The following is a 25,136-nucleotide window of genomic DNA, read 5'->3' as shown; positions in this document are numbered from 1 at the left end:
TGGTTAAATCCTTATCAGTTATGGGGATAACAGATTCGGATTTTCCCATGAGTAGCATTATTGGCAGAGCCAACTTATTGCTGACCACCTCCATAGGAGGTGGTGTTCATGCAGGGATAAAAAAGGCAGCCATTCGGCTGCCTTAGTCTCCCCAGGTCACAACTTAGTTGCTGCGGATGTATTCATCCATTTCGGTTTTCAGGTTATCGGATTTAGTCCCGAAGATTGCCTGAACACCCGAACCTGCAACAACAACGCCCGCTGCGCCCAGTTTTTTCAGACCCTGCTGGTCAACTTTAGCCACGTCAGCAACGCTCACACGCAGACGAGTGATACACGCGTCCAGGTTAGTGATGTTTTCTTTGCCGCCGAATGCTGCAATCAGAGCAGGAGCCATTTCGCTGGTAGAGGTCGCTTTCGCATCGTCAGTAGAATCTTCACGACCTGGCGTTTTCAGGTCCAGTGCTTTGATCAGCACGCGGAAGATGGTGTAGTACGCCACTGCGTAGCACGCACCAACGATTGGGAACAGCCACAGTTTGCTGCTGTTACCGGACAGAACGATAAAGTCGATCAGACCGTGCGAGAAGGATGTACCGTCACGCATACCCAGCAGGATACAGATTGGGAATGCCAGGCCTGCCAGAATAGCGTGGATAACGTACAGGATCGGCGCAACGAACATGAAGGAGAACTCGATCGGCTCGGTGATACCGGTCAGGAACGAGGTCAGCGCTGCGGAGATCATGATACCGCCCACTTTTGCACGGTTCTCTGGTTTAGCAGAGTGCCAGATAGCAATCGCAGCAGCCGGCAGACCGTACATTTTGAACAGGAAGCCGCCAGACAGTTTGCCTGCAGTTGGGTCACCTGCCATGTAACGTGGGATATCACCGTGGAATACCTGACCTGCGGCGTTGGTGTATTCACCAATCTGCATCTGGAATGGAACGTTCCAGATGTGGTGCAGACCAAATGGTACCAGGCAGCGCTCAACGAAACCGTAGATACCGAACGCGACAACCGGGTTCTGATATGCAGCCCACTGAGAGAAGGTCTGGATAGCCGTACCAATTGGAGGCCAGATGAAGGACAGCACAACGCCCATGAAGATCGCAGCCAGACCAGAGATGATCGGTACGAAGCGCTTGCCCGCGAAGAAGCCCAGATACTCAGGCAGCTTGATGCGATAGAAGCGGTTAAACATGTAGGCTGCAATAGCACCGGAGATGATACCGCCGAGAACACCGGTATCCGCCAGGTGTTTCGCTGCGATCTCTTCAGCAGGTAAATGCAGAACCAGTGGCGCAACCACAGCCATGGTTTTCACCATGATGCCGTAAGCAACAACCGCAGCCAGAGCAGATACACCATCGTTATTGGTGAAGCCCAGAGCGACACCGATAGCGAAGATCAGCGGCATGTTAGCAAAAACAGAACCGCCTGCTTCGGCCATCACGTGTGAAACTACGGCTGGCAGCCAGCTGAAGTTTGCAGAACCGACGCCCAGCAGGATACCTGCGATAGGCAGTACGGATACTGGCAGCATCAGCGATTTACCGACCTTTTGCAGGTTAGCAAATGCATTCTTAAACATAATTGAGAGTGCTCCTGAGTATTTGTGCTTTTTTACGCTTTCACGCATGGGCACGGGGGGAGAACCGCGCCGTGGACAGGACATCTAAGCGCCCTTTATTTATTACACAGAGTAAAATAAATCCCTGTGACTTTGTTTGACGGCTATCACGTTTCAGCCTCAGACGATCAAAAAACTTTCAGTAATTTACAAAAAGCATTTCCAGATATGTCTAAAAACACCGTCACCGCCCTAAATAAGGCGGTGAACTTTACTCGCTTTGTTTATTAATTACGAGCCTAAAAAAAACAGGTGTTTCAAACAGATTGCAGGCGGGCGGGGGCGATGTGGAACAAATTGGCGAAGTTTTCCGTGGTGGCACGTGCCAACTCTTCGAGGCTGACGCCCTTCAGGACGGCCATGTACTCGGCCACATCTCTCGTCATGGCTGGCTGGTTCTCTTTACCGCGATGCGGCACCGGTGCCAGATAAGGAGAATCTGTTTCCACCAGAATGCGGTCGAGAGGCACATAACGCGCGGCATCACGCAGTTGTTCAGCATTACGGAACGTCACGATCCCGGAAAACGAGATATAAAACCCTAAATCAAGCAGCTTGCCCGCTGTTTCTCTGTCTTCTGTGAAACAGTGTAGTACGCCACCGCAATCCGTCACCTTTTCTTCCTGCAGGATCGCCAGCGTATCGGCGCGCGCATCGCGGGTATGGACGATAACCGGCTTGTTTAGCTCGCGTCCGATGCGGATGTGGTTGCGAAAGGACGCCTGCTGGCGGGATTTCGTTTCCGGCGTGTAAAAATAGTCTAGCCCGGTTTCACCCATCGCGACCACGCCCTCTTCCGCTGCCATACGGCGCAGATCCTCTACGTTATACTCTTCATCCAGATTGAGCGGATGCACGCCACAGGAAAAGGCCACGTTATCGCGCTCACCCACCAAATCGCGCATTGCGCGGTATCCCGGTAAAGTGGTGGCGACCGCCAGACAGAATTTCACATCGCGGGCGGCAGCTTTCGCCAGTACGTCGTCCACGTCTTTATGCAGTGATTGATAATCCAGGCCATCGAGATGGCAGTGTGAGTCGACTAAAAACATGATGTCTCTCTCAGAGATGGGAAGCAGGCAGCTGTGTGCCTGGTTGCAGGTAATGTTCCGTACGCAGTAACAGGTCCGTGAGTAACAGCTCGCGATTCACGCCGGTTACGGTTAAGAGTTGTTCGCGGCACACGCTGACGTCGTGGAAGATCGCACGCAGTATGGCCCCCGATAGCTGATTCGCCAGCGTATTGACCAGCGGCCAGACGTCGGTATTGCTCAGTAGCTGTGCGCCTTGCTGTAATTTGAGGGCGTCCAGTAGCAGGGATGCCAGCCAGTGCAGCCGTGCGGGCGCCTGCTCGTGGTTCAGCGCGCTTAACAGACTTAGCCAGTCCCGGCTCTCCAGCGTGCCGCTCAGGGCATCGCAAAGCTGCACTCGCTGTGCCCAGGTCTCTTTTTGCAGCAGTTCGAGGGCGGCGGCAGGTGCGCCGCTGCTCAGGCGCAGCGCGGTTAACGCTGCATCTTGTGACACCGTCACTTCCCGCTCAAGCCAGCTCAACGCCCATGATTCCTGGGGTGCGGCGAGGTGGTGAAGTCGGCAACGGCTGCGCAATGTGGCCAGTAATCGGCCCGGCTCACGGCAGGACATGAAGAACCAGGTGTTCACCGGCGGCTCTTCCAGCGTTTTGAGCAGCGCATTCGCGGCAGCTTCCGTCAGCAGCGCCGCATCCTTCAGCCAGACCACTTTCGCCCCGCCGAGACGGGCATGTTCATACAGCTTTTCGCTGACTTCACGCACCGCATCAATCCCGAGCGAGCTTTTGCCCTTCTCCGGCTCCAGCGTGTAGTAGTCCGGGTGCGTCCCCGCCTGCATCAGCTGGCAACCGCGGCATTTGCCACAGCTTTTACTGCCTTCCGGCTGCTGACACATCAGAAAACGCGTAATCGCATAAATCAGGGCGTCATCACCCATGCCGGGTAACGACTGAATCAGTAACGCATGATGCCCCCGACCGGACTGATAGCTGCTAATCAGCTGATCAAAGTGCGGACGCAGCCATGGGTACCATTTCATGCCTGCTGCTCCTGTACCCACGCAGTGACCGTTTCGCGGATCGAACGGGTGACATCCTCAAGGGATTGGGTCGCATCAATGGTACGAATCGAGCTGTCCTGCGCGGCCAGTTCAAGATAGCGCGCACGGGTGCGGTTAAAGAAATCCAGCGACTCTTGCTCAATACGATCCAGTTCACCGCGCGCGCGGGCGCGTTTCAGACCTACGGCTGGCGTAACGTCCAGATACAACGTCAGATTGGGGCGGAAATCGCCCAGCACGGCATCGCGCAGCGTTGCAAGCATGGCCTGATCGATACCGCGTCCACCGCCCTGATAGGCCTGGGTCGAGAGATCGTGACGATCACCAATCACCCAGCGCCCTTCTGCCAGCGCCGGTTTGATCACCGTCTCGACCAGCTGCACGCGGGCGGCGTAAAACATCAGCACTTCAGCTTTATCGCAAATCACTTCGTCCCCGACGGATTTGATGTCCAGCACCAGGCTTCTCAGCTTCTCGGCAAGCACAGTCCCGCCCGGCTCGCGGGTGAAAACCATCTCCCCGATGCCCAGCTCTTTCAGTGTGTCGACCACCACGTTACGTGCGGTGGTTTTCCCGGCGCCTTCCAGCCCCTCTATGACGATGTAATTACTGCGCATTTTTTTCCTTAAGTGCCTTCAGATAGTCCTGAACAGAGCGATTATGGCTGGCAAGGTTGGTGTTAAAGGTATGCCCCCCTTTTCCGTCAGCCACAAAATAGAGATACGGTGTGTGTGCCGGATGTGCGGCGGCATCAAGTGATGCCTGGCTCGGCGTCGCGATTGGGCCTGGCGGCAAACCGCTAATCACGTAGGTATTATACGCCGTTGGCGTTTCCAGATCCTTACGGCTTATCTTCCCGGCGTAGTTCTCACCCATTCCGTAAATCACCGTAGGGTCCGTTTGCAGCCGCATGCCGATACGCAGACGATTGATAAAGACCGATGCCACCTGATCGCGCTCGCTGGCGACGGCCGTCTCTTTTTCGACAATCGAGGCCATGGTGACAAACTGGTTTTGATCTTTATACGGCAGACCTTCTGCGCGCCCTTCCCACGCTTTCTCAACGGCGATAACCATTTTTTTGTGTGCGCGCTTGAGAATGGCGACGTCGGTGGTGCCTGCGGTATACATCCAGGTATCAGGCCAGAACCAGCCTTCCACCCACTCGGGATGCTCAAGCTTCAGCACCTCGGCGACGGTCGCGTACTGGTCATCTTTCAGCGTATGGCTGATGTAGGGCGCATCGCGCAGCTGTTTGAGGTAGTCGCTCAGGCGCATGCCTTCGACGAATCGCAGCGGGAATTGCGCCTCTTTGCCGCTTTCCAGCAGTTCAAGCATTTCACGCACCGTCATACCCGGCGTAAAGCGGTAGGTCCCCGCTTTAAAATGCGAAAGCTCCGGCTCAAGACGCAGCAGCCACTGGAATACCCGTGGGCGGTTAATGATTTTATCGCCGTAAAGCTGATCGCCCAGCGCCAGGCGCCCGGTACCTGCTTTCAGCGTGAATACGGTCTCTTCTTTAATCAGAATGTGACTGTTCGCCATCTGACGAACTTTCCAGACTCCCACGCCGCCAGCGATAACCATCACGACGATAAGGAGGAGGACAAAGCGCAACATTTTTTTCATGACTATCTTGTTTGCTCACACAGTGGGGCTAAAAACGAGTACAACTCACGCGACGACCATTGCTTCTGGGCATAAGCTCGAACCGGCACGACGGGCATTAATGCATTGCAGATGACCACCTCATCGGCATCCCGCAGTGCCTCTTCGCCTGCGTGAACTTCGACAACGCGAAAACCGGAGTGTGCCAGATGCTGCAAACAAAACTGTCGCATGATGCCATTCACACCGGCCTGATCCATCTTAGGCGTGAATACGTCATGACCCTGTCGCCACAGTAAATTGGCCGCACAGCATTCCGTAATGAGACCTTCGCTGTCAAGAACCAGCGCTTCATCAGCGTCTGACTGTTCAAGATGAGCGCGGATCAGCACCTGCTCAAGTCGGTTGAGATGTTTTATCCCTGCAAGCGAGGGATTACGGCCCAGGCGAATCGGGCTGAGCGCCAGGCTGATGCCGTCGCGACGCCATACGTCGTAGTGCGTGGGATAAGCTGAAACAGAGAGGATTCGAGTGGGATTCAGGCAACTTGCCCCGCTATAGCCGCGTCCGCCCGCCCCCCGGCTGATAATGACTTTCAGCACGCCGCGAGGGTTGCCTTTAGCCAGGTTGATCATTTCACGCTGAAGCTCTGCCCAGTGATTAAACGGGATCAGCAACTTTTCGCAGGCCATTTGCAGACGCTGAAGATGCGCGGCGAGCAGACAGACCTCGCCTTCAACAATGCGTGCCGTAGTGAAGCAGCCATCGCCAAACTGGGTCGCCCTGTCGCTGGCGGGAAGATAATCCTGCTGCTGGCCATTGATTAAGAACATGGAGGCTCCTTTTTCGTGACACGATAGTTTGGCAGGATGAATAATGCAGAACAAGGGAAGAAAACCGAATAAAAAAGGCCCGACAAGCGGACCTTTTCATTTATCGCAACCGGGCAGCGAGACTTAGATCTTTTTGAAGATCAGAGAACCGTTGGTGCCACCGAAGCCGAAGGAGTTACACAGCGTGTACTCCAGACCGCTCACCTGGCGCGCTTCGTGTGGAACGAAGTCCAGATCGCAACCGTCATCCGGGTTATCCAGGTTGATGGTCGGCGGAACAGCCTGATCGCGCAGGGCCAGGATGGAGTAGATGGACTCTACTGCACCTGCAGCACCCAGCAGGTGGCCGGTCATGGATTTGGTGGAACTGACCATAATACGGCTGGCAGCATCACCAAATACAGACTTCACGGCCTGAGCTTCCGCTTTATCGCCTGCAGGCGTCGAGGTGCCGTGGGCGTTAACATAGCCAATCTGGCCCGGCTCGAGACCCGCGTCGCGAATCGCGTTCACCATCGCCAGTGCCGCACCCGCGCCATCTTCCGGCGGAGAGGTCATGTGATAGGCATCGCTGCTCATGCCGAAACCAACGATTTCTGCATAAATTTTCGCGCCACGCTTTTTCGCGTGTTCGTACTCTTCAAGTACGATCATGCCAGCACCATCGCCCAGAACAAAACCATCACGGTCTTTGTCCCACGGACGGCTCGCAGCCTGAGGATTGTCGTTACGGGTAGACAGCGCGCGCGCCGCACCGAAACCACCAACGCCCAGCGGAGTACTGGCTTTTTCAGCACCACCGGCAACCATAGCGTCTGCATCACCATAAGCAATGATACGCGCGGCCTGACCGATGTTATGCACACCAGACGTACAGGCAGTTGCGATAGAAATGCTTGGGCCACGGAGGCCAAACATGATGGTCAAGTGACCAGCCACCATGTTAACAATCGTGGACGGAACGAAGAATGGGCTGATCTTACGCGGGCCACCATTCACCAGAGAGGTGTGGTTTTCCTCGATCAGTCCAAGGCCGCCAATCCCGGAGCCAATAGCGGCGCCAATGCGGGTTGCGTTCTCTTCCGTAATCTCAAGGCCAGAATCCTGCATGGCCTGAACGCCAGCGACAATTCCATATTGAATGAAGGCATCCATCTTGCGCTGTTCTTTGCGCGAGATGATCTCTTCACAGTTAAAATCCTTTACTAAGCCAGCAAATTTCGTTGCATAGGCGCTAGTATCGAAATGGTCGATTAGGCTGATGCCGCTCTGACCGGCAAGGAGAGCTTTCCAGGTGGACTCTACGGTATTGCCGACAGGAGACAACATGCCAAGTCCGGTCACAACTACACGACGCTTAGACACGTTTGTCCTCCAGGGAGGGATAAAAAAAAGGATTCGTGGGACTAAAAAAGATAAAACTCAGGCGGTCGAATGACCGCCTGGAGATGTTCACTTACGCCTGGTGACCGTTGATGTAATCAATGGCAGCCTGAACGGTGGTGATTTTCTCAGCTTCTTCGTCCGGAATCTCAGTATCAAACTCTTCTTCCAGAGCCATTACCAGCTCAACGGTGTCAAGAGAATCTGCGCCCAGGTCTTCAACGAAGGATGCGGAGTTCACAACTTCTTCCTGCTTAACGCCCAGCTGCTCGCCGATAATTTTCTTAACGCGTTCTTCGATAGTGCTCATACTCTTAAATTTCCTATCAAAACTCGCTTTCGCGATGGTTTTCGTAGTGTATAAAATGTTGAAAAATTTGCAACTAAATCCCGGCAGGTCTTACCACGATTTTACGTTATTTTGAGGCCATTCGCCCTAATAACGCAAATATTTTCGATCGTGGTTAAACCATGTACATCCCGCCGTTGACGTGGAGAGTCTCACCAGTGATGTAACTCGCTTCGTCAGAGGCTAAAAATGCAACCGCGCTGGCGATTTCCTGAGCGCCACCGAGGCGACCCGCAGGAACCTGCGCCAGAATACCCGCACGCTGATCGTCAGATAGCGCACGCGTCATGTCCGTTTCAATAAAGCCCGGAGCAACAACGTTTACAGTAATCCCGCGTGACGCGATTTCGCGCGCCAGCGATTTACTGAACCCAATCAGACCTGCTTTCGCCGCAGCGTAGTTGGCCTGACCAGCATTTCCCATGGTACCAACCACAGAACCGATAGTGATAATACGGCCATGACGCTTTTTCATCATAGCTCGCATTACCGCTTTTGACAGACGGAATACAGATGACAGGTTGGTTTCGATGATATCGTCCCACTCGTCGTCTTTCATTCGCATCAGTAAGTTGTCGCGAGTGATACCGGCATTATTTACCAGAATATCCACTTCGCCAAACTCTGCGCGAATATTTTCCAGAACAGATTCGATAGATGCAGCATCGGTCACATTCAGCATCAGACCTTTACCGTTCGCACCTAAATAGTCGCTAATCGCCTGAGCGCCCTTCTCACTGGTGGCAGTACCAATGACTTTCGCGCCACGCGCGACCAGGGTCTCAGCAATTGCACGTCCGATACCGCGGCTTGCGCCCGTTACCAGCGCGATTTTTCCTTCAAAACTCATGGTAATCCTCTTTTATTGCGCGAGTGCCGCTGACAGGGCTTCTGGCTCATTAATAGCCGATGCCGTCAGGGTATCAACAATACGTTTGGTCAGGCCGGTCAGGACTTTACCCGGGCCTGCTTCATACAGGTGCTCAACGCCCTGTGCGGCCATAAACTCAACGGTTTTGGTCCATTGCACTGGGCTGTAAAGCTGACGAACCAGCGCATCGCGAATCGCTTCCGGCGCCGTTTCGCATCTCACATCAACGTTGTTCACAACCGGAACCGTTGGTGCGTTAAAAGTGATTTTTTGCAGCTCAGCCGCCAGTTTTTCAGCAGCCGGTTTCATCAGTGCACAGTGAGACGGGACGCTCACCGGCAGTGGCAGTGCGCGCTTCGCGCCCGCCGCTTTACAGGCAGCGCCTGCACGCTCAACGGCTTCTTTGTTGCCCGCAATGACAACCTGGCCCGGGGAGTTGAAGTTCACCGGTGAAACGACCTGCCCTTCGGCTGATTCTTCGCACGCTTTGGCAATCGAAGCATCATCCAGACCAATAATGGCGGACATCGCACCAGTCCCTTCCGGAACCGCTTCCTGCATGAATTTGCCACGCATTTCGACCAGACGCACGGCATCGGCAAAACCAATGACGCCCGCACATACCAGTGCAGAATATTCACCCAGGCTATGACCTGCCAGCATTGCAGGCGCTTTACCGCCCTGCTGCTGCCAGACACGCCACAACGCAACGGATGCGGTAAGCAATGCAGGCTGCGTCTGCCAGGTTTTATTCAGCTCTTCCGCCGGACCCTGCTGAGTCAGCGCCCAGAGATCGTAGCCCAGAGCGTCTGATGCTTCACGGAAAGTCGCTTCAATAATTGGGTACTGTGCCGCTAATTCAGACAACATCCCAACCGACTGAGAACCCTGACCCGGGAACACAAAAGCAAATTGCGTCATTTTTAATCCTTAATTAGAAACGAACCAGCGCGGAGCCCCAGGTGAAACCGCCACCAAAGGCTTCAAGCAAGACCAGTTGGCCTCGTTTAATTCGTCCATCGCGTACCGCTTCGTCAAACGCGCAGGGTACCGACGCCGCAGAGGTGTTGCCATGACGATCGAGGGTCACAACAACGTTATCCATGGACATGCCCAGCTTTTTGGCCGTGGCGCTGATAATGCGCAGATTCGCCTGATGCGGCACCAGCCAGTCAAGCGCAGAGCGCTCCAGATTGTTCGCTTCCAGCGTCTCATCGACGATGTGCGCCAGTTCCGTGACCGCAACCTTGAACACTTCATTGCCTGCCATGGTCAGGTAAATGGAGCTGTCCGGGTTCACGCGATCGGCGTTAGGCAGCGTCAGCAGCTCGCCATAGCGCCCATCGGCATGCAAATGCGTCGAGATAATGCCCGGCTCTTCTGACTGACCTAACAGTACAGCGCCCGCACCATCACCAAAAATAATGATCGTTCCGCGATCTTCCGGGTTGCAGGTACGTGCCAGCACGTCTGCACCAATCACCAGCGCATATTTCACCGCGCCAGACTTCACGTACTGATCGGCAACGCTCAGCGCATAGGTAAAACCTGCGCAGGCAGCTGCAACGTCAAACGCCGGGCAGCCTTTAATGCCGAGCTTAGCCTGAATCTCACAGGCTGCGCTTGGGAAGGCGTTAGGTGCGGACGTAGTCGCGACCACGATCAGACCGATCTCGTCTTTATCAATACCTGCCATTTCCAGCGCGCGAAGGCCCGCTTCATAGCCCATCGTGGTTACAGTTTCATCTGGACCGGCGATACGGCGTTCACGAATACCTGTGCGGGTGACAATCCACTCGTCAGACGTATCGACCATTTTTTCCAGATCGGCGTTGGTTCGCACTTGTTCAGGCAGAAAACTGCCGGTACCTAAAATCTTCGTATACATGTACGCTCAGTCACTTTTAGCTAATACAGATTCCAGGCGAGCGGCAATCCGCTGAGGGACTTGTCGCTGCACCGCCTGCACTGCCTGTTCAATCGCGACGGTAAAGGCTCGCTGATTGGCCGCACCATGACTCTTAATCACCGTGCCGCGCAATCCTAACAGACAGGCGCCATTATACTGGTCGGGGTTGAGGTGACTGAATCGCCGCGCCAGGCTTTTTTGTAACCAACGCTTTAATAAAATCAGCCACCAGGACCTTTTTTTGCCTTCGCCCTGCGATTTCAGCAGGGAAAGGAACATTCGAACCACCCCTTCCATCGTCTTTAACGTTACGTTGCCGGTAAACCCGTCACACACCAGAACATCGGTCTTTCCGGTCAATAATTCATTAGCTTCAAGATAGCCAATATAGTTGATTGACGGCATGGATTTTAGCAATTCTGCGGCATCACGGATGCTATCAAGACCCTTGGTCTCTTCTTCACCGATATTCAGCAACGCAACGCGGGGATTCACAATTCCCACCACTTCTTCTGCCAGCACCGAGCCCATAATGGCAAACTGGGCCAGCATCGTACTATCGCAATCGACGTTAGCGCCCAGATCGAGCACCACCGTTTTGCCCTTCTGCTGATGCGGCAACACCGTCACCAGCGCAGGACGCTCAATCCCCTCAATGGGCTTGAGCATTAATTTCGCCAGTCCCATCAGCGCACCGGTATTTCCGGCGCTGACGCAGGCTTCAGCCCGCCCTTCTTTTACCAGTTCCAGCGCAATTCGCATTGAGCTTCCGCGACTGTTGCGGATCGCATGCGAGGGCCGGGCATCACTGGCAATAACTGACTGCGCAGGGATAATCTGCAGACGTGAACGTTGTTCAAAGTCAGCTTTTGCAAGTAATGGCGTGATGGTGTCGGGATTGCCGACTAAAAGAAGTGTGAGTTGCGAATTAGAATTCAGTGCCTGCAATGCTGCAGGCACTGTCACGGAAGGCCCGAAATCTCCTCCCATGACATCTAACGCCAGGGTTAGACGTGTCAAGGTATCTTCGCTGCCCGGTTCGGTGTATCCCCCGCTTTCGCGGGGAATGCCTCACTAAGCTTCATCACGTTTACTCTTCGTCTTTCACGATGCAGGCGTCCCGCACGGTAAAATTCGTTGAGTAGCGCGTGATTACTTAGTGATTACCTTGCGGCCACGGTAGAAACCGTCGGCAGTCATGTGGTGACGCAGGTGTTTCTCACCAGAAGTCTTGTCTACAGACAGGCTGGTAACTGCAGTCAGCGCGTCATGGGAACGACGCATGCCACGTTTGGAACGGGTTGGTTTATTCTGTTGTACGGCCATGGACCTTACTCCTTAATTACTTACGCTTTAAGCTGGCTAATACGGCAAATGGGTTTGGTTTTTGCGCTTCATCAGGCAGTTCCCCAAAGACCATGTCCGCGTCGGACACTTCACAGTGTTCAGAATCATGCACCGGAACTACCGGCAAGGCGAGGATGATTTCATCTTCAACCACTGCCAGCAGATCGATTTCACCGAATTCGTTAACCTCAATCGGCTCATACGCTTCCGGGAGTGCTTCAGCCTGTTCGTCAGAACGAACCGGACTGAAACAATACGTTGTGTGAACATGACGTGTGAACGGTTTCCCGCAACGCTGGCACTCGAGCGTTACCGTGACCTTTGCATCACCGTTCAGAACGGCCAGGCGCTGGTTATCGATAGCGAACGACATGGAGCATTCCACATCAGTGTCCACACTGACCACAAACTCGGCGATACGTTCAGCCTGATCGGCGGTATAAATACCTTCGTAATCGAGGCGTTTTTGAGCCGTACGAACCGGGTCAAGAGTCAGGGGTAATTTTACCTTTTGCATAGGGCGCGCATATTAACTTTGTAACGTCATAGAGTCAAAGAAAAAGGCAACCAGGGCTGCCTTTTGCCAATTATTCGCACACATTGCGGCCTGTAGTTTAAAATGGCTGGCATCGATACGCTATATCTGGTGAAAAAAATATGCCAAATCTCGTGCTTGCTTCCACTTCGTCATACCGCCGCGCGTTGCTTGAAAAGCTGGGGATCCCGTTTGAATGTGCCGCCCCCGTCGCTGACGAAACGCCGCATCACGCTGAATCTCCGCGTCATCTGGTGTTACGTCTGGCACAGGAAAAAGCGCAAAGTCTGGCCGCTCGCTATCCCAACCATCTGATTATAGGCTCCGATCAGGTTTGCGTGCTCGACGGTGAAATCACGGGTAAACCTCACACTGAAGAGAACGCGCGCCTGCAGCTCATGAAAGCCCGCGGCACCATTGTTACCTTTTACACCGGCCTTGCGCTTTACAACTCCGCCACGGGCCATCTGCAAACGGAATGCGAACCCTTTGACGTTCACTTCCGCCATCTGAGCGATCAGGAGATTGAGGATTATGTGCGCAAAGAGCGCCCGCTTAATTGCGCAGGGAGCTTCAAAAGTGAAGGTTTGGGGATTGCGTTGTTTGAAAAACTGGACGGGCGCGATCCAAATACGCTGGTCGGCTTGCCGCTGATTGCGTTATGCCAGATGCTCAGACGCGAACACTTCAATCCGCTTTCTGCCTGATCGTAAATGGCCCTGTTTTGGTAAGCCGGGTAAGCGCAGCGCCACCCGGCCTATATTTAACCGCGTAACACTTTCAGACAGCGTTTCAGCTGGTCATCCAGCGGCGCTTCGACGCGCATCACTTCACCTGTGCCAGGATGGGTGAATTTCAGCGCCGCAGCGTGCAGGAAGAGACGCGACAGCCCCGTTCCGGCCAGCTGTTTATCAAACTCACGATCGCCGTAGCGGTCATCAAACGCAATGGGATGTCCGGCATGTTGCGTATGCACGCGAATCTGGTGGGTACGGCCGGTAACCGGGCTACAACGCACCAGTGTCGCAAATGCGTAACGCTCTTCTACTTTAAAGCGAGTTTCAGACGGTTTACCTTCGCTGTTCACCCGCACAATGCGCTCACCGCTTTGCAGAATGTTTTTCAGCAACGGTGCCTGCACCACTTTCACATGGGACTGCCACTGACCGCGCACCAGCGCCAGATAGTCCTTTTGCATCCCCTTCTCACGCAGCTGCTCGTGCAGTGAACGTAACGCCGAGCGCTTTTTGGCCACCAGCAACACACCAGAGGTATCGCGGTCCAGACGGTGAACCAGTTCGAGGAAACGTGCTTCCGGGCGCAGGGCGCGAAGGCCTTCGATCACGCCAAAGCTCAAACCGCTGCCGCCGTGCACCGCCGTGCCGGAGGGTTTATTCAGCACCAGGATATGATCGTCTTCATAAAGGATAGCGTCAGTCAGCGCGGCGACTTTTTGCAGATGCGGCGAAACCGCCTCTTCTTCGCGTTCAGCGACGCGCACTGGCGGAATACGCACTTCATCGCCCGCTTCGAGTTTGTACTCAGGTTTCACGCGCTTTTTATTTACCCGCACCTCGCCTTTGCGCAAGATGCGATAAATCATACTTTTTGGCACGCCTTTCAACTGGGTGCGTAAAAAGTTATCGATTCGTTGCCCCGCTTCATCATCGGCGATAGCAACCATTTTTACGGATGGAGTCTCTGTTTTCATGGTTGGCGATTCTAAATATCGATACGCATTAGCGCCACTCATTTTTCTATGCTTATATTTACTTTTGCCCGGGCAGGTTTGTTCACGCGCAATCGATTTGGTGGTTATTAAACCAATCCTCTCGTTGAAGTGGAGAAACTGTGAGTAACCGGGTGATAAATGGTAAAAGTCATCTTGCTATAACCGGGTTAGCAATGGAATAATGAATCCGTTTTCCGTGTTAAATCCTGGTTAAGTAAGGATGTCGACGGAATGACCCATTTTGTCTGACCGATCATCCACGCAGCAATGGCGTAAGACGTATTGATCTTTCAGACAGTTAGCGGGCTGCGGGTTGCAGTACTTACCGGTAAATGGAATCTTCTCTGGAGAGTGTTCCCAGGCTGTTCCCCTGATAATTGCGCTGTATTTCCGTATGAAATACAGGCAACCGACACTTTGCGCCTCTTAAGCGAGCGACAACCGTGAGGTTGGCGACGTCAATAGTCACGAGGCCATCGGTTCAAACCCCGGAAAGCGTCACCTTGCCCGCAGCTTAGTCGTCAATGTAAGAATAATGAGTAAGTTACGATGAAAAGAATGTTAATCAACGCAACTCAGCAAGAAGAGTTGCGTGTCGCCCTCGTGGATGGGCAGCGTCTGTACGATCTGGATATCGAAAGTCCTGGACACGAACAGAAAAAAGCGAACATTTACAAAGGCAAAATCACCCGCATTGAACCAAGCCTTGAGGCCGCATTCGTCGATTACGGCGCTGAGCGTCACGGTTTCCTTCCTCTTAAAGAAATTGCCCGCGAATACTTCCCTGCCAATTACAACTCCCACGGTCGTCCGAACATCAAAGATGTGCTGCGCGAAGGCCAGGAAGTTATCGTTCAGATTGATAAAGAAGAGCGCGGCAACAAAGGCGCTGCGCTGACCACCTTTATCAGCCTGGCAGGCAGCTATCTGGTTCTGATGCCGAACAACCCGCGTGCGGGCGGTATCTCTCGCCGCATCGAAGGCGACGACCGTACCGAGCTGAAAGAAGCGCTGGCAAGTCTCGAACTGCCTGATGGCATGGGCCTTATCGTTCGTACCGCAGGCGTAGGCAAATCTGCCGAAGCGCTGCAGTGGGACTTAGGCTTCCGTCTGAAGCACTGGGAAGCTATCCAGAAAGCCGCAGAAAGCCGCCCGGCTCCGTTCCTGATTCACCAGGAAAGTAACGTTATCGTCCGTGCTTTCCGCGATTATCTGCGTCAGGACATCGGCGAAATTCTGATTGATAACCCGAAAGTGCTTGAGCTGGCTCGCCAGCACATCGCAGCACTGGGTCGTCCAGATTTCACCAGCAAAATTAAACTGTACACCGGTGAAATTCCGCTGTTCAGCCACTATCAGATTGAATCCCAGATTGAGTCCGCCTTCCAGCGTGAAGTGCGTCTGCCGTCCGGCGGTTCTATCGTTATCGACTCCACCGAAGCGCTGACCGCCATCGACATCAACTCCGCACGCGCAACCCGCGGCGGCGATATCGAAGAGACCGCCTTCAACACCAACCTTGAAGCTGCAGATGAAATTGCCCGTCAGCTTCGTCTGCGTGACCTGGGCGGCCTGATCGTTATCGACTTTATCGACATGACTCCGGTTCGCCATCAGCGCGCCGTTGAGAACCGTCTGCGTGAAGCGGTGCGTCAGGATCGTGCACGTATTCAGATCAGCCATATTTCTCGCTTTGGCCTGCTGGAGATGTCACGTCAGCGCCTGAGCCCGTCGCTGGGTGAATCAAGCCACCACGTCTGTCCGCGCTGTAGCGGTACGGGTACCGTGCGCGACAACGAATCTCTCTCCCTCTCTATTCTGCGCCTCATCGAAGAAGAAGCACTGAAAGAGAACACCAAAGAGGTTCACGCGATTGTTCCGGTGCCAATTGCCTCCTACCTGCTGAACGAAAAACGTGAAGCGGTGAGTGCCGTTGAAACCCGTCAGGGCGGCGTGCGCTGCATCATCGTACCAAACGATCAGATGCAGACCCCGCACTACTCCGTCCTGCGCGTGCGCAAAGGCGAAGAGACCAGCACCCTGAGCTACCTGCTGCCAAAACTGCATGAAGAAGAGATGGCGATGCCGTCTGATGCAGAACCGGCCGAGCGCAAGCTGCCAGAACAACCGGCGCTGGCCACCTTCATCATGCCAGAAGCCCCACCGGCTCCTGTTCAGGAAAAAGCACCGGCGAAAGCCGCTGCGCAGAAACCTGCTGAAACCAGTGATAAACCTGCTGAACCAGGTCTGCTGGGCCGCTTCTTCAGCGCACTGAAGAAAATGTTCGCCGGTGAAGAGCCTCAGCCGGAGCAGCCAAAAGTTGCGCCGAAAGAAGAGAAACAAGAGCGTCCACAGGATCGTCGTAAGCGTCAGAACAACCGCCGCGATCGTAACGATCGTGACCGTCGTGACAACCGCGATAATCGTGGCGACCGTGACAACCGTGGTGAACGCGATAACCGTTCCGACAACAACGAAGGTCGTGAAGCGCGCGAAGATAATCGTCGCAACCGTCGCGAGAAGCCACAGCAGCAGAATGTGGAAGATCGCGAAATTCGCCAGCAGGCGGGCGATGAGTCTGAAAAAACCAGACAGCGTGACGAGCAGCAGCCACGACGCGAACGCAACCGCCGTCGCAATGACGATAAACGTCAGGCGCAGCAGGAAGCGAAAGTTGTCAACACCGAAGCACCTGTTGAACAGGATGCCGATCAGGAAGAACGCGTTCAGGTGATGCCGCGCCGTAAGCAGCGTCAACTGTCGCAGAAAGTTCGCTTTGCATCTGAACAGGCCGAAGTCGCTACCGTTGCCGCCGCTGAACCGGTTGTTGAAACCGCTCAGAACACGCAGCTGGCGAAACTGGACCTGCCTGCGGTTGTCGATACGGTCGCTGAGCATGATGACAATGGCGAAGCGCGTGATAACAACGGTATGCCGCGTCGTTCCCGTCGCTCTCCGCGTCACCTGCGCGTGAGCGGTCAGCGTCGTCGTCGTTACCGTGACGAGCGCTACCCGACTCAGTCTCCGATGCCTCTGACTGTCGCCTGCGCGTCACCAGAAATGGCGTCCGGCAAAGTCTGGATCCGCTACCCGGTTGCCCGTCCTCAGGAGCAGCAGGTTGAAGAGCAAAACGTCGCTGCAGAAACCGTTGAGCCAGTCGTTGCACCTGTAGCCGCTACCGAAGCCGCCGCCGTGGTCGTTGAAGAAGCACCGCAGATCGTGGCCGAATCTCAGCCAGTTTTTGAAGCCGAGCCAGTCGCGGAACCTCAGCAGGTTGTTGAAACCGCTAAGATCGAGACAACTCATCCGGAAGTGATTGCCGCGCCTGTCGACGAGCAGCCTCAGTTCATCGCACAAGAAGATGTTGTGGTGGCTGAACAGGTTGCAGAAGACGCAGAACCGGCAGCCGAGGTGGTTGAAGAAGAGGTAGTGACTGAAGCGGTTGCTGAGCAACCTGTCGATGTTACCCCGACTCCACAAGCACCGGCACCCGCCCCGGTTGTGAAACCAGAGCCTGTTGTCGCTGTCGTTGCTGAGCATCATCATGCAACCGCACCGATGACTCGCGCGCCGGCACCGGAATACGTGCCAGAAGCACCACGTCATAGCGACTGGGTACGCCCTGCGTTCGATTTCGACGGTCGTGGTTCTGCAGGTGGTCATAGCGCCACTCACCAGGCAACGGCTCCGGCGACTCGCCCGAATCCGGTTGAATAACGCGCCGTTCTGATGAAAAGCCGACCTTCGTGGTCGGCTTTTTTTTGGCTTTTTTACGGGAGGGGTTTTCGCATTCCGACGATTTGTGGCATCACCTCACGCATCATTTCCAGAAAACGCCTCAATCGTGCCGGGTAATAGCGCGACCACGGATAAACCAGGTGCACCGGCAGCGCAGCGGGTTGCCAGCCCGGCAAAAGAGGCACCAGCCTTCCCTCGCGGATGTCCTGTTCCACGGTCCAGCTCGAGACCACCGCCACGCCTAATCCATTCAACGCCATGGTGCGCGTTACATACAGGCTGTCAGTGCTCAGACGCGGCGAAATTGCCACACGCGCAGGCTGCGGCGAAGCTCCGTCAAACAGATCAATATGCTGATGATAAAAGGTATTGAGTGCAATCCAGGGAAGCGCCGTGAGATCGTCGGGGACCTCAGGCATGGCATGACGGGACAGTAGCTCGGGCGCCGCGACCACACAGCGCGGGACTTCGGCCAGCAGCACCGATACCGTATTAGGGTCGATCTCCGCCCCTACGCGGATCGCGCAGTCGATGTTATCACTCAGAAAATCCGCCGATCTGTCATATAGCATCCAGTCGACAGAAAGCTGCGGATAGCGCATTAAAAACTGGCTCAATGGTGCCAGAAGTTGTTCCTGCCCGAACGCATGGGGCGCCCGCACACGCAAGGTGCCGACAGGTTCATCTTCCGATTGCCCCACCTCATCCTCCAGCGCGAGCCAGCTGTCGATCACTTTTCTGGCATGCTGATAGCAGCGCTCGCCGTCATCGGTGAGCTTGGTGGCGTGGGTGGTGCGTAACAGCAAACGCACGCCGAGGAGGGTTTCCAGCGACTGCAGGCGTCGGCTAACGGTCGCCTGCGTGGTCCCCAGCTGCCGTGCTGCGGCAGAGAGCGATCCCGATTCCACGATACGCGCAAAGGTGCGCATTAGTTCCACTCTGTCTATACGCTCTGTTCGCTTCATGATTATTCTGATCATACGTTTAACGTATAACCGTTTTACCACCCCGCTGGCTACCGCTTCAAGCCTGAATGCACAAAAATAGCCTCACTCCATGAATGAGGTACATCAAATGAACACTGCCCCCCTTACCCAGGCTACCAGCCGCTGGGTTATTTTTATCCTTGCCATTGGCGCCGGGTTTAGCGTTGCATCCATCTATTATGCTCAGCCGCTGTTGCCGTTAATGGGCACCGATTTACACCTCAGTATCGAAGGGATGGGACTGGTGCCGACCCTGACGCAGACAGGCTACGCCCTTGGCATCCTTTTCCTGCTGCCGCTCGGCGACCGTCACGATCGCCGAACCTTAATTCTTGTTAAAAGCGCAGCACTGGCACTCTTTCTGCTGGGCTGTAGCCTGACCGGGCAGCTTCACTCGTTACTGCTGGCCAGCCTGCTTATTGGTATGGCGGCGACCATGGCGCAGGACATCGTCCCGGCGGCGGCTATTCTTGCTCCGGAAGGCAAACAGGGAAAAACCGTCGGGACGGTAATGACCGGCCTGCTGCTGGGTATTCTGCTGTCGCGTACTGTCAGCGGTGTGGTGGGTGAAGCGTTCGGCTGGCGGGTGATGTATCAACTTGCCGCCGTCAGCATCGCCTTGATCGGCATGGTGATGTGGGCTGTGTTACCGCGTTTTGCGGTTCACTCTACGCTCAGCTATCCGGCCCTGATGCGCTCGATGGAGCACCTGTGGCGTCGCTACCCGGCCCTGCGACGTGCGGCGCTGGCCCAGGGCTTTCTCTCTATTGCCTTTAGCGCGTTCTGGTCAACGCTGGCGGTGATGCTGCTGGAACGCTACCACCTCGGTAGCGCGGTGGCTGGTGGATTTGGGATTGCCGGTGCCGCAGGTGCGCTGGCCGCCCCGCTAGCCGGAGGCCTGGCAGATAAACTCGGTGCAGGAAGAGTGACCCAACTGGGTGCCGCGCTGGTGACTATTTCGTTTGCGCTGATGTTGTTAATGCCCGCTTTGGGCACCCACGGGCAACTCGTTCTGATCGCGATTTCCGCGATCGGTTTTGACCTTGGGCTACAGTCCAGCCTGGTCGCCCATCAGAACCTGGTCTATAGCCTCGAACCCCAGGCGCGTGGGCGGCTCAATGCGCTGCTGTTTACGGTGGTATTTATTGGGATGGCGCTCGGCTCGGCGCTGGGCAGCAAAGTGTACGCCCTCGCGGGCTGGCAAGGCGTAGTGATGCTGGCAACGGTGTGTGGTGCGGCGGCGGTGCTGATCCGCTTAATAGAAAGCGCGCGGCTGGTCAGCGTGCAGGCACAAAATCGCTAAAAAAAAAGCCCAATCCGGCACGCCGGGTTGGGCAGACAAAACATATCCAGTTTCAAGACATGTTCTAAAAGGTCAAAATGTTACTTGTTCAGCTGGAACAGAGACATCCCCTGCATATCACTGAACGCTTTATAAGAGGCCTGAAGTGCTGCTTGCTGCATGGTGTAAGACGAAATCGCGGCGTTCCAGTCCACGTCCACCAGATCACTCATCTGCTGAGTCTGCCCCAGCGCGCGGTCATCACCCAGTGCATCCAGCTTATCGAGTTCGTTCAGCTTGGTGCCCAGATCGGCACGCACGGTCAGCACGTTATCCAGGGAATTACTCAGTCCACGGTTGGCTTTATCGATATTTGCCACAAGTGCATCTGTCTTAGCCTGGTCGCCGCTTACCGGTGTGTTCAGCGCAGCGATGGCGTTATCCAGAATCTTAAACAGGTTAGTTTCCTGGGCACTGCCGTCAGGCTCTGGCTTGGCATTGCTGGTAAACTTTTCAAACACTTCCGAGCCAGTATGGCTAATCTGCATATCGCGTGCAGAGTCCACCTGCTGAGTGATCGCCGTACTGCCACCGTTATAGCTGCCATCTGTCTGATCAAACGGCGCGGTGTCGGTCTTAAAGCCCGCAAAAATATAACGACCATTGCCATCGGTGCTATTGGCCAGGTTGACCAGCTGATCGCGAATACCCTGCAGATCGGTTGCCACAGACGCCCGGTCGATATCACTCAGGGAGCCGTTGTTCGCATACACGATTTTATCCTGCGCAGACTGAATTGCCGTCGTCACCTGGCTTAACACGCTCTCTTCCAGCGACACGCGCTGCGTCGCAAACGTACGCGCGAGAGCGAACTGGCTATTCTGCGACTGGGCCTGAGACAGTACAACGGCCTGCGACGCGGCAATCGGATCGTCCGACGGACGGTTCACGCGTTTGCCGGTGGACATCTGCTCGCCATACCCCAGCCATTTGCTTTGGGACTCAGTGATCCCACGCATATTTTGCTGGTACATCATTTGGGTGCTAATACGCATCGTTCACCTCGGCCTTAGCGAATATTAATTAACGCATCAAAGAGCGTACTGGCAGTCTGCAGAACCTGCGCATTCGCGAGGTAATACTGCTGGAAACGCTGCAAGTTGCCATATTCTTCGTCGAGGTTAACCCCGGAGATAGACTGCTGCTGATTGCTCAGCTGTGTCACCACATTTGTTTTGGTCGCAGCGCTGGTTTTCAGTGAAGACGTGGTGCTGCCGACGGTACTGACCAGCGAGGCATAAGCATCGTTAAAGGTCTTGTTGCCACCGACCACTTTGCTGCTTTGCAGATTCAGCAGCGCTTTCCCGTTGAGGTTATCACTCTCACCACCCGTCGCCGAACCCGCCATCGCCAGTTTGGATTCATCGCTGATCAGCAGATCCATGTTCACGATTGCGTCAACAACCGGTTTCACCGTAAAACTGTCTTTCGTGGCTGCGCTACCGCTGACATTCACGGTAACACCGTCAAACGTCATGTTGCCGCTGGCATCTGGCGTAGCCGTAAATGAGGTTTTGTCAGCACTACGGGTGACGGTCCAGTCAGTGCCGTTAAATTCAAGCTTATAATCTGTCGCCTGAACTTTAGAGCTGTCCGCGATAGAGGCCGTGACGGCCGCACCTGGCACGCTGTTTTTGCTATTGCCGGTCACCGCTGGAGAGCCGATATCGAACAATTTGCCGCCCGCATCACCATTGGCATCAAAGCCTTTCTCGTGCTGCTGGTTCATGGCGTCAGCAAACGAGAGCGCCAGCTGGTTCAGCGTATTTCGCGCTTTATCCAGGTCTTCTGCGCGGAACGTTAACAGACCGCCCAATGAGCCGGTGTTCAGCACCTTCTCGGGAATTTCGATATTACCGGCGAGGGAATCCACATACGCCACGGTGGTGCGCGCAGGATCGGCGCTCGACGGCACCGCCGCTAACTGGTTAGCCGTGCTGCCCTGAACCAGGGTGTAACCATTACCGAATGAGACGTTGTAGGTGCCGCCGTCCTGTACCGCGACTTCCACACCCACGATCTGATTCAGTTCGCTCACCAGCTGATCGCGCTGATCGAGCAGATTGTTTGGGGAAGCCCCTGCGCCCACGCCGGTCAGACGTGAAATCTGATCGTTCAGATTCGCAATCTGTTTGGCATAGGAGTTAATCTGATCCACGCTGGTCGCAACCGCAGTGTTTACCTGCTTATCCTGATCGCGCAGGTACTGGTCGGTCGTTTTGAACTGATTGACCAGGCCATCCGCTTTGCCGAGAACAGTCTGGCGCGCCGCCGGATCTTCTGCGTTACTCACCAGTGTTTGCAGGCTGGTAAAGAAGCCCTGCAGCGTGGTGGACAGGGAGTTAGTGGTATCAGACAGCACATCGTCGATTTTCGACATCTGCTGATAACGCGTGGTCAGGCCGCTGCTCTGAGTCTGTGCTGCACGCAGCTGGTTGGTGATGAACGCATCATATTCGCGCTGTACGCCCGAAACATAAACACCATTGCCAACCCAACCACCGCCGGTCAATGTACTGTTCGCTGCACCCAGCACCGTGGTCTGACGGGTATACCCGGCCACGTTGTAACTGGAAATATTGTTGCTGACGGTGTTCAGTGCCGACTGTGCCGCACTGAGGCCACTCATAGCGCTGTTAATCAAACTGGACATTGAGGTTCCTTTTTAAACTTTCAGACACGAGTCCTGATTAGGATTATCGACATCGCGCGCGCAAACTTGAGTCCTTAGAACAGATTTTCGATATCGGTGCTGTAAGCCTTGCTGACTTTCTCACCCATCGCTTTAAGCTGTTGAATCATACCGGTCAGTTTGCGGGCATACTGCGGGTCGGTGGCGTAGCCTGCGTTCTGCAACGCCTGCGCGCCCTGCTCCGCCGTCGCGGCCTGCGTGACCGCAGCGTAGCGCGGATTGCGGCTCAACAACCCGACATAATCTGACAAGGCTTCAAGATAGGAGCTGTAAACGCGGAATTTTGCTTTGACCTTCACCGCCGCACCGTTTTCAAATTCGGTGGTGGTGATCTCCGTGGTCGGCCCTTTCCAGCCTGACGACGCTTTGACGCCAAAAATATTAAAGCTCGGCTCGCCGTTTTCACGGCGGATCTGACGCTGCCCCCAGCCGGATTCCAGCGCGGCCTGCGCCAGAATCAGGTGGTGAGGAACCCCACTCTGCTCACTGGCCAGACGCGCCGGGAGCGAAAGCTGAGCGAGGAAGTCTTTACTGTCGCCCGTCAGCGGCTCATCGCTGCTAGCGGTCGGTTTCGGCATGGCTTTACGCACCATCTGCGTCAGCGCCTGGTTCTGATAACTGGTCACCGTTTCAAGATCAAACTTCATCGGCACCTGCTGGGTTTGCTCATCGGGCTGAACACCCTGCGCCGCCTGCATCTGTTTCACGATCATATCGGCGAGGCCAAGCCCCTTACCGGCGGTCATCTGCTGGGCAATCTGTTGGTCATACATGCTGGTGTAGAGTCGCGTCGAGTCGCTGCTGAACATGCCATCTTTCGGCAGCGCTTCTCGCATGCTTTTCAGCATCATCTGCACAAACATCCCTTCCACCTGGCGGGCAACCGGGCGGAGGTTCGCCGCCGGATCGGTGCCTGCTTTGGCTTTCAGATCGTTGAGCGACTGGGCATCCCAGGCCGCACTTGCCATCAGTTTGCTATCGCCGAGCATTAGATGATTTCCAGTTTGGCGCGCAGGCATCCTGCACTTTGCATGGATTGCAGAATCGACATCAGATCCATCGGCGTCGCCCCCAGCGCGTTCAGCGCACGAACCACGTTGTTCAGGTTGGCACTGGAGCGCACGCTTTGCAGCGAGCCGCCGCTCTGGCGCATATCAATCTGCGTCTGTGGCGTCACCACCGTCTGACCGCCACCAAACGGCGTATCCGGCTGGCTAACGTTAGCCGAGCGGTTGACGCTGATGGAGAGGTTGCCCTGCGCCACGGCGCAGCTGTCCAGCGTCACTTCGCGGTTCATCACCACGGACCCGGTACGGGAGTTGATGATCACTTTGGCATCCTGCAGCGGAACGTTGACTTCCATATTCTGGATATCCGCCAGCATGCGCACCTGGTTGCTGCTGCCCGTCGAGGTGCGGATCTGCACGGTACGTGCGTCGAGCGCCGTCGCGCTACCAAAACCACGGCTGCGGTTGATGGTATCGGCAATCTGCTGCGCCATAGTGAAGTCTTCATTATTCAGCTGCAGGTTGATGGTGTTCCCGGCGCCAAACTGCGTTGGCAGTTCACGCTCGATGATCGCCCCGTTGGTGATACGCCCGCCGTTCAGCTGGTTCACCTGCACGCTGCTGCCGCCCGCCGATGCACCCGCACCGCCGACCAGAATGTTACCCTGTGCCAGCGCGTAGACCTGGCTGTCCACCCCTTTTAACGGGGTCATCAGCAGCGTCCCGCCGCGCAGACTTTTGGCGTTACCCATTGACGAAACCACCACATCGATGGTTTGCCCCTGGCGCGCAAAGGCCGGGTAGGATGCGGTGATCATTACCGCCGCCACGTTTTTCAGCTGCATGTTGGTGCCCGTCGGGACGGTGATCCCAAGCTGGGACAGCATGTTGTTCAAACTCTGAGTGGTAAACGGCGTCTGGGTGGTCTGGTCGCCCGTTCCGTCCAGGCCAACCACCAGGCCATAGCCTATCAATGAGTTTTCACGTACGCCCTGTACACTGGTGAGATCGCGAATGCGGTCAGCCTGGGCGCATGTCGCCACCAGGACCAACACCATTGCGAAGAGGGATTTAAACATA

General features: G+C 55.2%; 23 protein-coding genes. 3 read left to right on the top strand and 20 right to left on the bottom strand.

All coding sequences use genetic code 11. The annotated features are described in order from the left end of the window. Positions 1 to 163: 163 nt before the first annotated feature. The 14 genes from ptsG to yceD form a co-directional block, all read right to left on the bottom strand. The gene (ptsG, locus tag F153LOC_RS19065) at positions 164 to 1,597 is read right to left on the bottom strand and encodes a PTS glucose transporter subunit IIBC (protein ID WP_100780577.1); all 1,434 of its coding nucleotides are present in this window, start codon (positions 1,595 to 1,597) and stop codon (positions 164 to 166) included. A gap of 296 nt (positions 1,598 to 1,893) precedes the next feature. Then, positions 1,894 to 2,688, bottom strand: a complete 795-nt coding sequence (locus F153LOC_RS19060) for a metal-dependent hydrolase (protein ID WP_102105535.1) — start codon at positions 2,686 to 2,688, stop codon at positions 1,894 to 1,896. Between the two features lie 10 nt (positions 2,689 to 2,698). Then, on the bottom strand, positions 2,699 to 3,703 hold the full coding sequence (gene holB / locus F153LOC_RS19055; protein ID WP_102105536.1) for a DNA polymerase III subunit delta': 1,005 nt from the start codon (positions 3,701 to 3,703) through the stop codon (positions 2,699 to 2,701). After that, the gene (gene tmk / locus F153LOC_RS19050; RefSeq protein ID WP_100780580.1) at positions 3,700 to 4,341 is read right to left on the bottom strand and encodes a dTMP kinase; all 642 of its coding nucleotides are present in this window, start codon (positions 4,339 to 4,341) and stop codon (positions 3,700 to 3,702) included. Before tmk ends, holB begins: the two co-directional genes overlap by 4 nt. Beyond that, entirely contained in the window at positions 4,331 to 5,353 is a 1,023-nt protein-coding gene (gene yceG / locus F153LOC_RS19045) for a cell division protein YceG (protein WP_102105537.1), read from the bottom strand. The genes tmk and yceG overlap by 11 nt, the downstream gene beginning before the upstream one ends. Before the next feature lie 2 nt (positions 5,354 to 5,355). Further along, a complete protein-coding gene (gene pabC / locus F153LOC_RS19040) occupies positions 5,356 to 6,165 on the bottom strand; it encodes an aminodeoxychorismate lyase (protein ID WP_102105538.1) in 810 nt (269 codons plus the stop codon). Positions 6,166 to 6,288: 123 nt separating this feature from the next. Continuing rightward, a complete protein-coding gene (gene fabF / locus F153LOC_RS19035; RefSeq protein ID WP_100780583.1) occupies positions 6,289 to 7,530 on the bottom strand; it encodes a beta-ketoacyl-ACP synthase II in 1,242 nt (413 codons plus the stop codon). A 91-nt stretch (positions 7,531 to 7,621) separates the two neighbouring features. Further along, positions 7,622 to 7,858: an acyl carrier protein gene (gene acpP, locus F153LOC_RS19030; RefSeq protein ID WP_003857954.1), complete on the bottom strand. Its 237-nt coding sequence runs from the start codon at positions 7,856 to 7,858 to the stop codon at positions 7,622 to 7,624. Between the two features lie 154 nt (positions 7,859 to 8,012). Next, on the bottom strand, positions 8,013 to 8,747 hold the full coding sequence (gene fabG, locus F153LOC_RS19025; protein WP_100780584.1) for a 3-oxoacyl-ACP reductase FabG: 735 nt from the start codon (positions 8,745 to 8,747) through the stop codon (positions 8,013 to 8,015). Between the two features lie 12 nt (positions 8,748 to 8,759). After that, positions 8,760 to 9,689 carry an ACP S-malonyltransferase gene (gene fabD / locus F153LOC_RS19020; protein WP_102105539.1) on the bottom strand — a complete coding sequence of 310 codons (930 nt, stop codon included), beginning with the start codon at positions 9,687 to 9,689 and terminating at the stop codon, positions 8,760 to 8,762. Positions 9,690 to 9,702: 13 nt separating this feature from the next. Beyond that, positions 9,703 to 10,656: a beta-ketoacyl-ACP synthase III gene (locus F153LOC_RS19015; RefSeq protein WP_102105540.1), complete on the bottom strand. Its 954-nt coding sequence runs from the start codon at positions 10,654 to 10,656 to the stop codon at positions 9,703 to 9,705. 6 nt (positions 10,657 to 10,662) lie between these two features. Further along, positions 10,663 to 11,697: a phosphate acyltransferase PlsX gene (gene plsX, locus F153LOC_RS19010; protein ID WP_206732569.1), complete on the bottom strand. Its 1,035-nt coding sequence runs from the start codon at positions 11,695 to 11,697 to the stop codon at positions 10,663 to 10,665. Positions 11,698 to 11,829: 132 nt separating this feature from the next. Next, positions 11,830 to 12,003 (bottom strand): 50S ribosomal protein L32, encoded by a 174-nt coding sequence (gene rpmF / locus F153LOC_RS19005; protein WP_071844907.1) that lies wholly within the window; start codon positions 12,001 to 12,003, stop codon positions 11,830 to 11,832. Positions 12,004 to 12,019: 16 nt separating this feature from the next. Next, entirely contained in the window at positions 12,020 to 12,541 is a 522-nt protein-coding gene (gene yceD, locus F153LOC_RS19000) for a 23S rRNA accumulation protein YceD (protein ID WP_100780588.1), read from the bottom strand. Between the two features lie 140 nt (positions 12,542 to 12,681). On the opposite strand from yceD, the gene F153LOC_RS18995 reads away from it, so the two are divergent. Next, a complete protein-coding gene (locus tag F153LOC_RS18995; RefSeq protein ID WP_100780589.1) occupies positions 12,682 to 13,266 on the top strand; it encodes a nucleoside triphosphate pyrophosphatase in 585 nt (194 codons plus the stop codon). A 56-nt stretch (positions 13,267 to 13,322) separates the two neighbouring features. On the opposite strand, the gene rluC is transcribed toward F153LOC_RS18995, so the two are convergent. Continuing rightward, positions 13,323 to 14,270, bottom strand: coding sequence for a 23S rRNA pseudouridine(955/2504/2580) synthase RluC (gene rluC, locus F153LOC_RS18990; protein ID WP_181827608.1), 948 nt, complete (start codon positions 14,268 to 14,270; stop codon positions 13,323 to 13,325). 570 nt (positions 14,271 to 14,840) lie between these two features. On the opposite strand from rluC, the gene rne reads away from it, so the two are divergent. Then, on the top strand, positions 14,841 to 18,008 hold the full coding sequence (rne, locus tag F153LOC_RS18980) for a ribonuclease E (protein WP_102105541.1): 3,168 nt from the start codon (positions 14,841 to 14,843) through the stop codon (positions 18,006 to 18,008). Between the two features lie 53 nt (positions 18,009 to 18,061). Here the strand turns inward: rne and F153LOC_RS18975 are convergent, their stop codons facing one another. Next, positions 18,062 to 18,994 (bottom strand): LysR family transcriptional regulator, encoded by a 933-nt coding sequence (locus tag F153LOC_RS18975; protein WP_102105542.1) that lies wholly within the window; start codon positions 18,992 to 18,994, stop codon positions 18,062 to 18,064. A 109-nt stretch (positions 18,995 to 19,103) separates the two neighbouring features. Here F153LOC_RS18975 and F153LOC_RS18970 point away from each other — a divergent pair, with 109 nt between their 5' ends. Then, entirely contained in the window at positions 19,104 to 20,318 is a 1,215-nt protein-coding gene (locus tag F153LOC_RS18970) for an MFS transporter (protein WP_102105543.1), read from the top strand. Positions 20,319 to 20,398: 80 nt separating this feature from the next. Here the strand turns inward: F153LOC_RS18970 and flgL are convergent, their stop codons facing one another. From flgL to F153LOC_RS18950, 4 genes are all read right to left on the bottom strand, one after another. Then, positions 20,399 to 21,352, bottom strand: coding sequence for a flagellar hook-associated protein FlgL (flgL, locus tag F153LOC_RS18965; protein ID WP_102105544.1), 954 nt, complete (start codon positions 21,350 to 21,352; stop codon positions 20,399 to 20,401). 14 nt (positions 21,353 to 21,366) lie between these two features. Next, positions 21,367 to 23,010 carry a flagellar hook-associated protein FlgK gene (flgK, locus tag F153LOC_RS18960; protein WP_100780595.1) on the bottom strand — a complete coding sequence of 548 codons (1,644 nt, stop codon included), beginning with the start codon at positions 23,008 to 23,010 and terminating at the stop codon, positions 21,367 to 21,369. 74 nt (positions 23,011 to 23,084) lie between these two features. Continuing rightward, complete coding sequence (gene flgJ, locus F153LOC_RS18955; protein ID WP_102105545.1) at positions 23,085 to 24,038, bottom strand: flagellar assembly peptidoglycan hydrolase FlgJ; 954 nt, start codon at positions 24,036 to 24,038, stop codon at positions 23,085 to 23,087. Continuing rightward, positions 24,038 to 25,135 carry a flagellar basal body P-ring protein FlgI gene (locus F153LOC_RS18950; RefSeq protein ID WP_100780597.1) on the bottom strand — a complete coding sequence of 366 codons (1,098 nt, stop codon included), beginning with the start codon at positions 25,133 to 25,135 and terminating at the stop codon, positions 24,038 to 24,040. Before F153LOC_RS18950 ends, flgJ begins: the two co-directional genes overlap by 1 nt. Between the last annotated feature and the right edge of the window lies 1 nt (position 25,136).

Origin of the sequence: Lelliottia sp. F153 (assembly GCF_002870005.1) — a bacterium.
Classification (GTDB): domain Bacteria; phylum Pseudomonadota; class Gammaproteobacteria; order Enterobacterales; family Enterobacteriaceae; genus Enterobacter; species Enterobacter nimipressuralis.
Note: the sequence above shows the minus strand (reverse complement) of the source record. Positions and strands in the feature narration are given on the sequence as shown.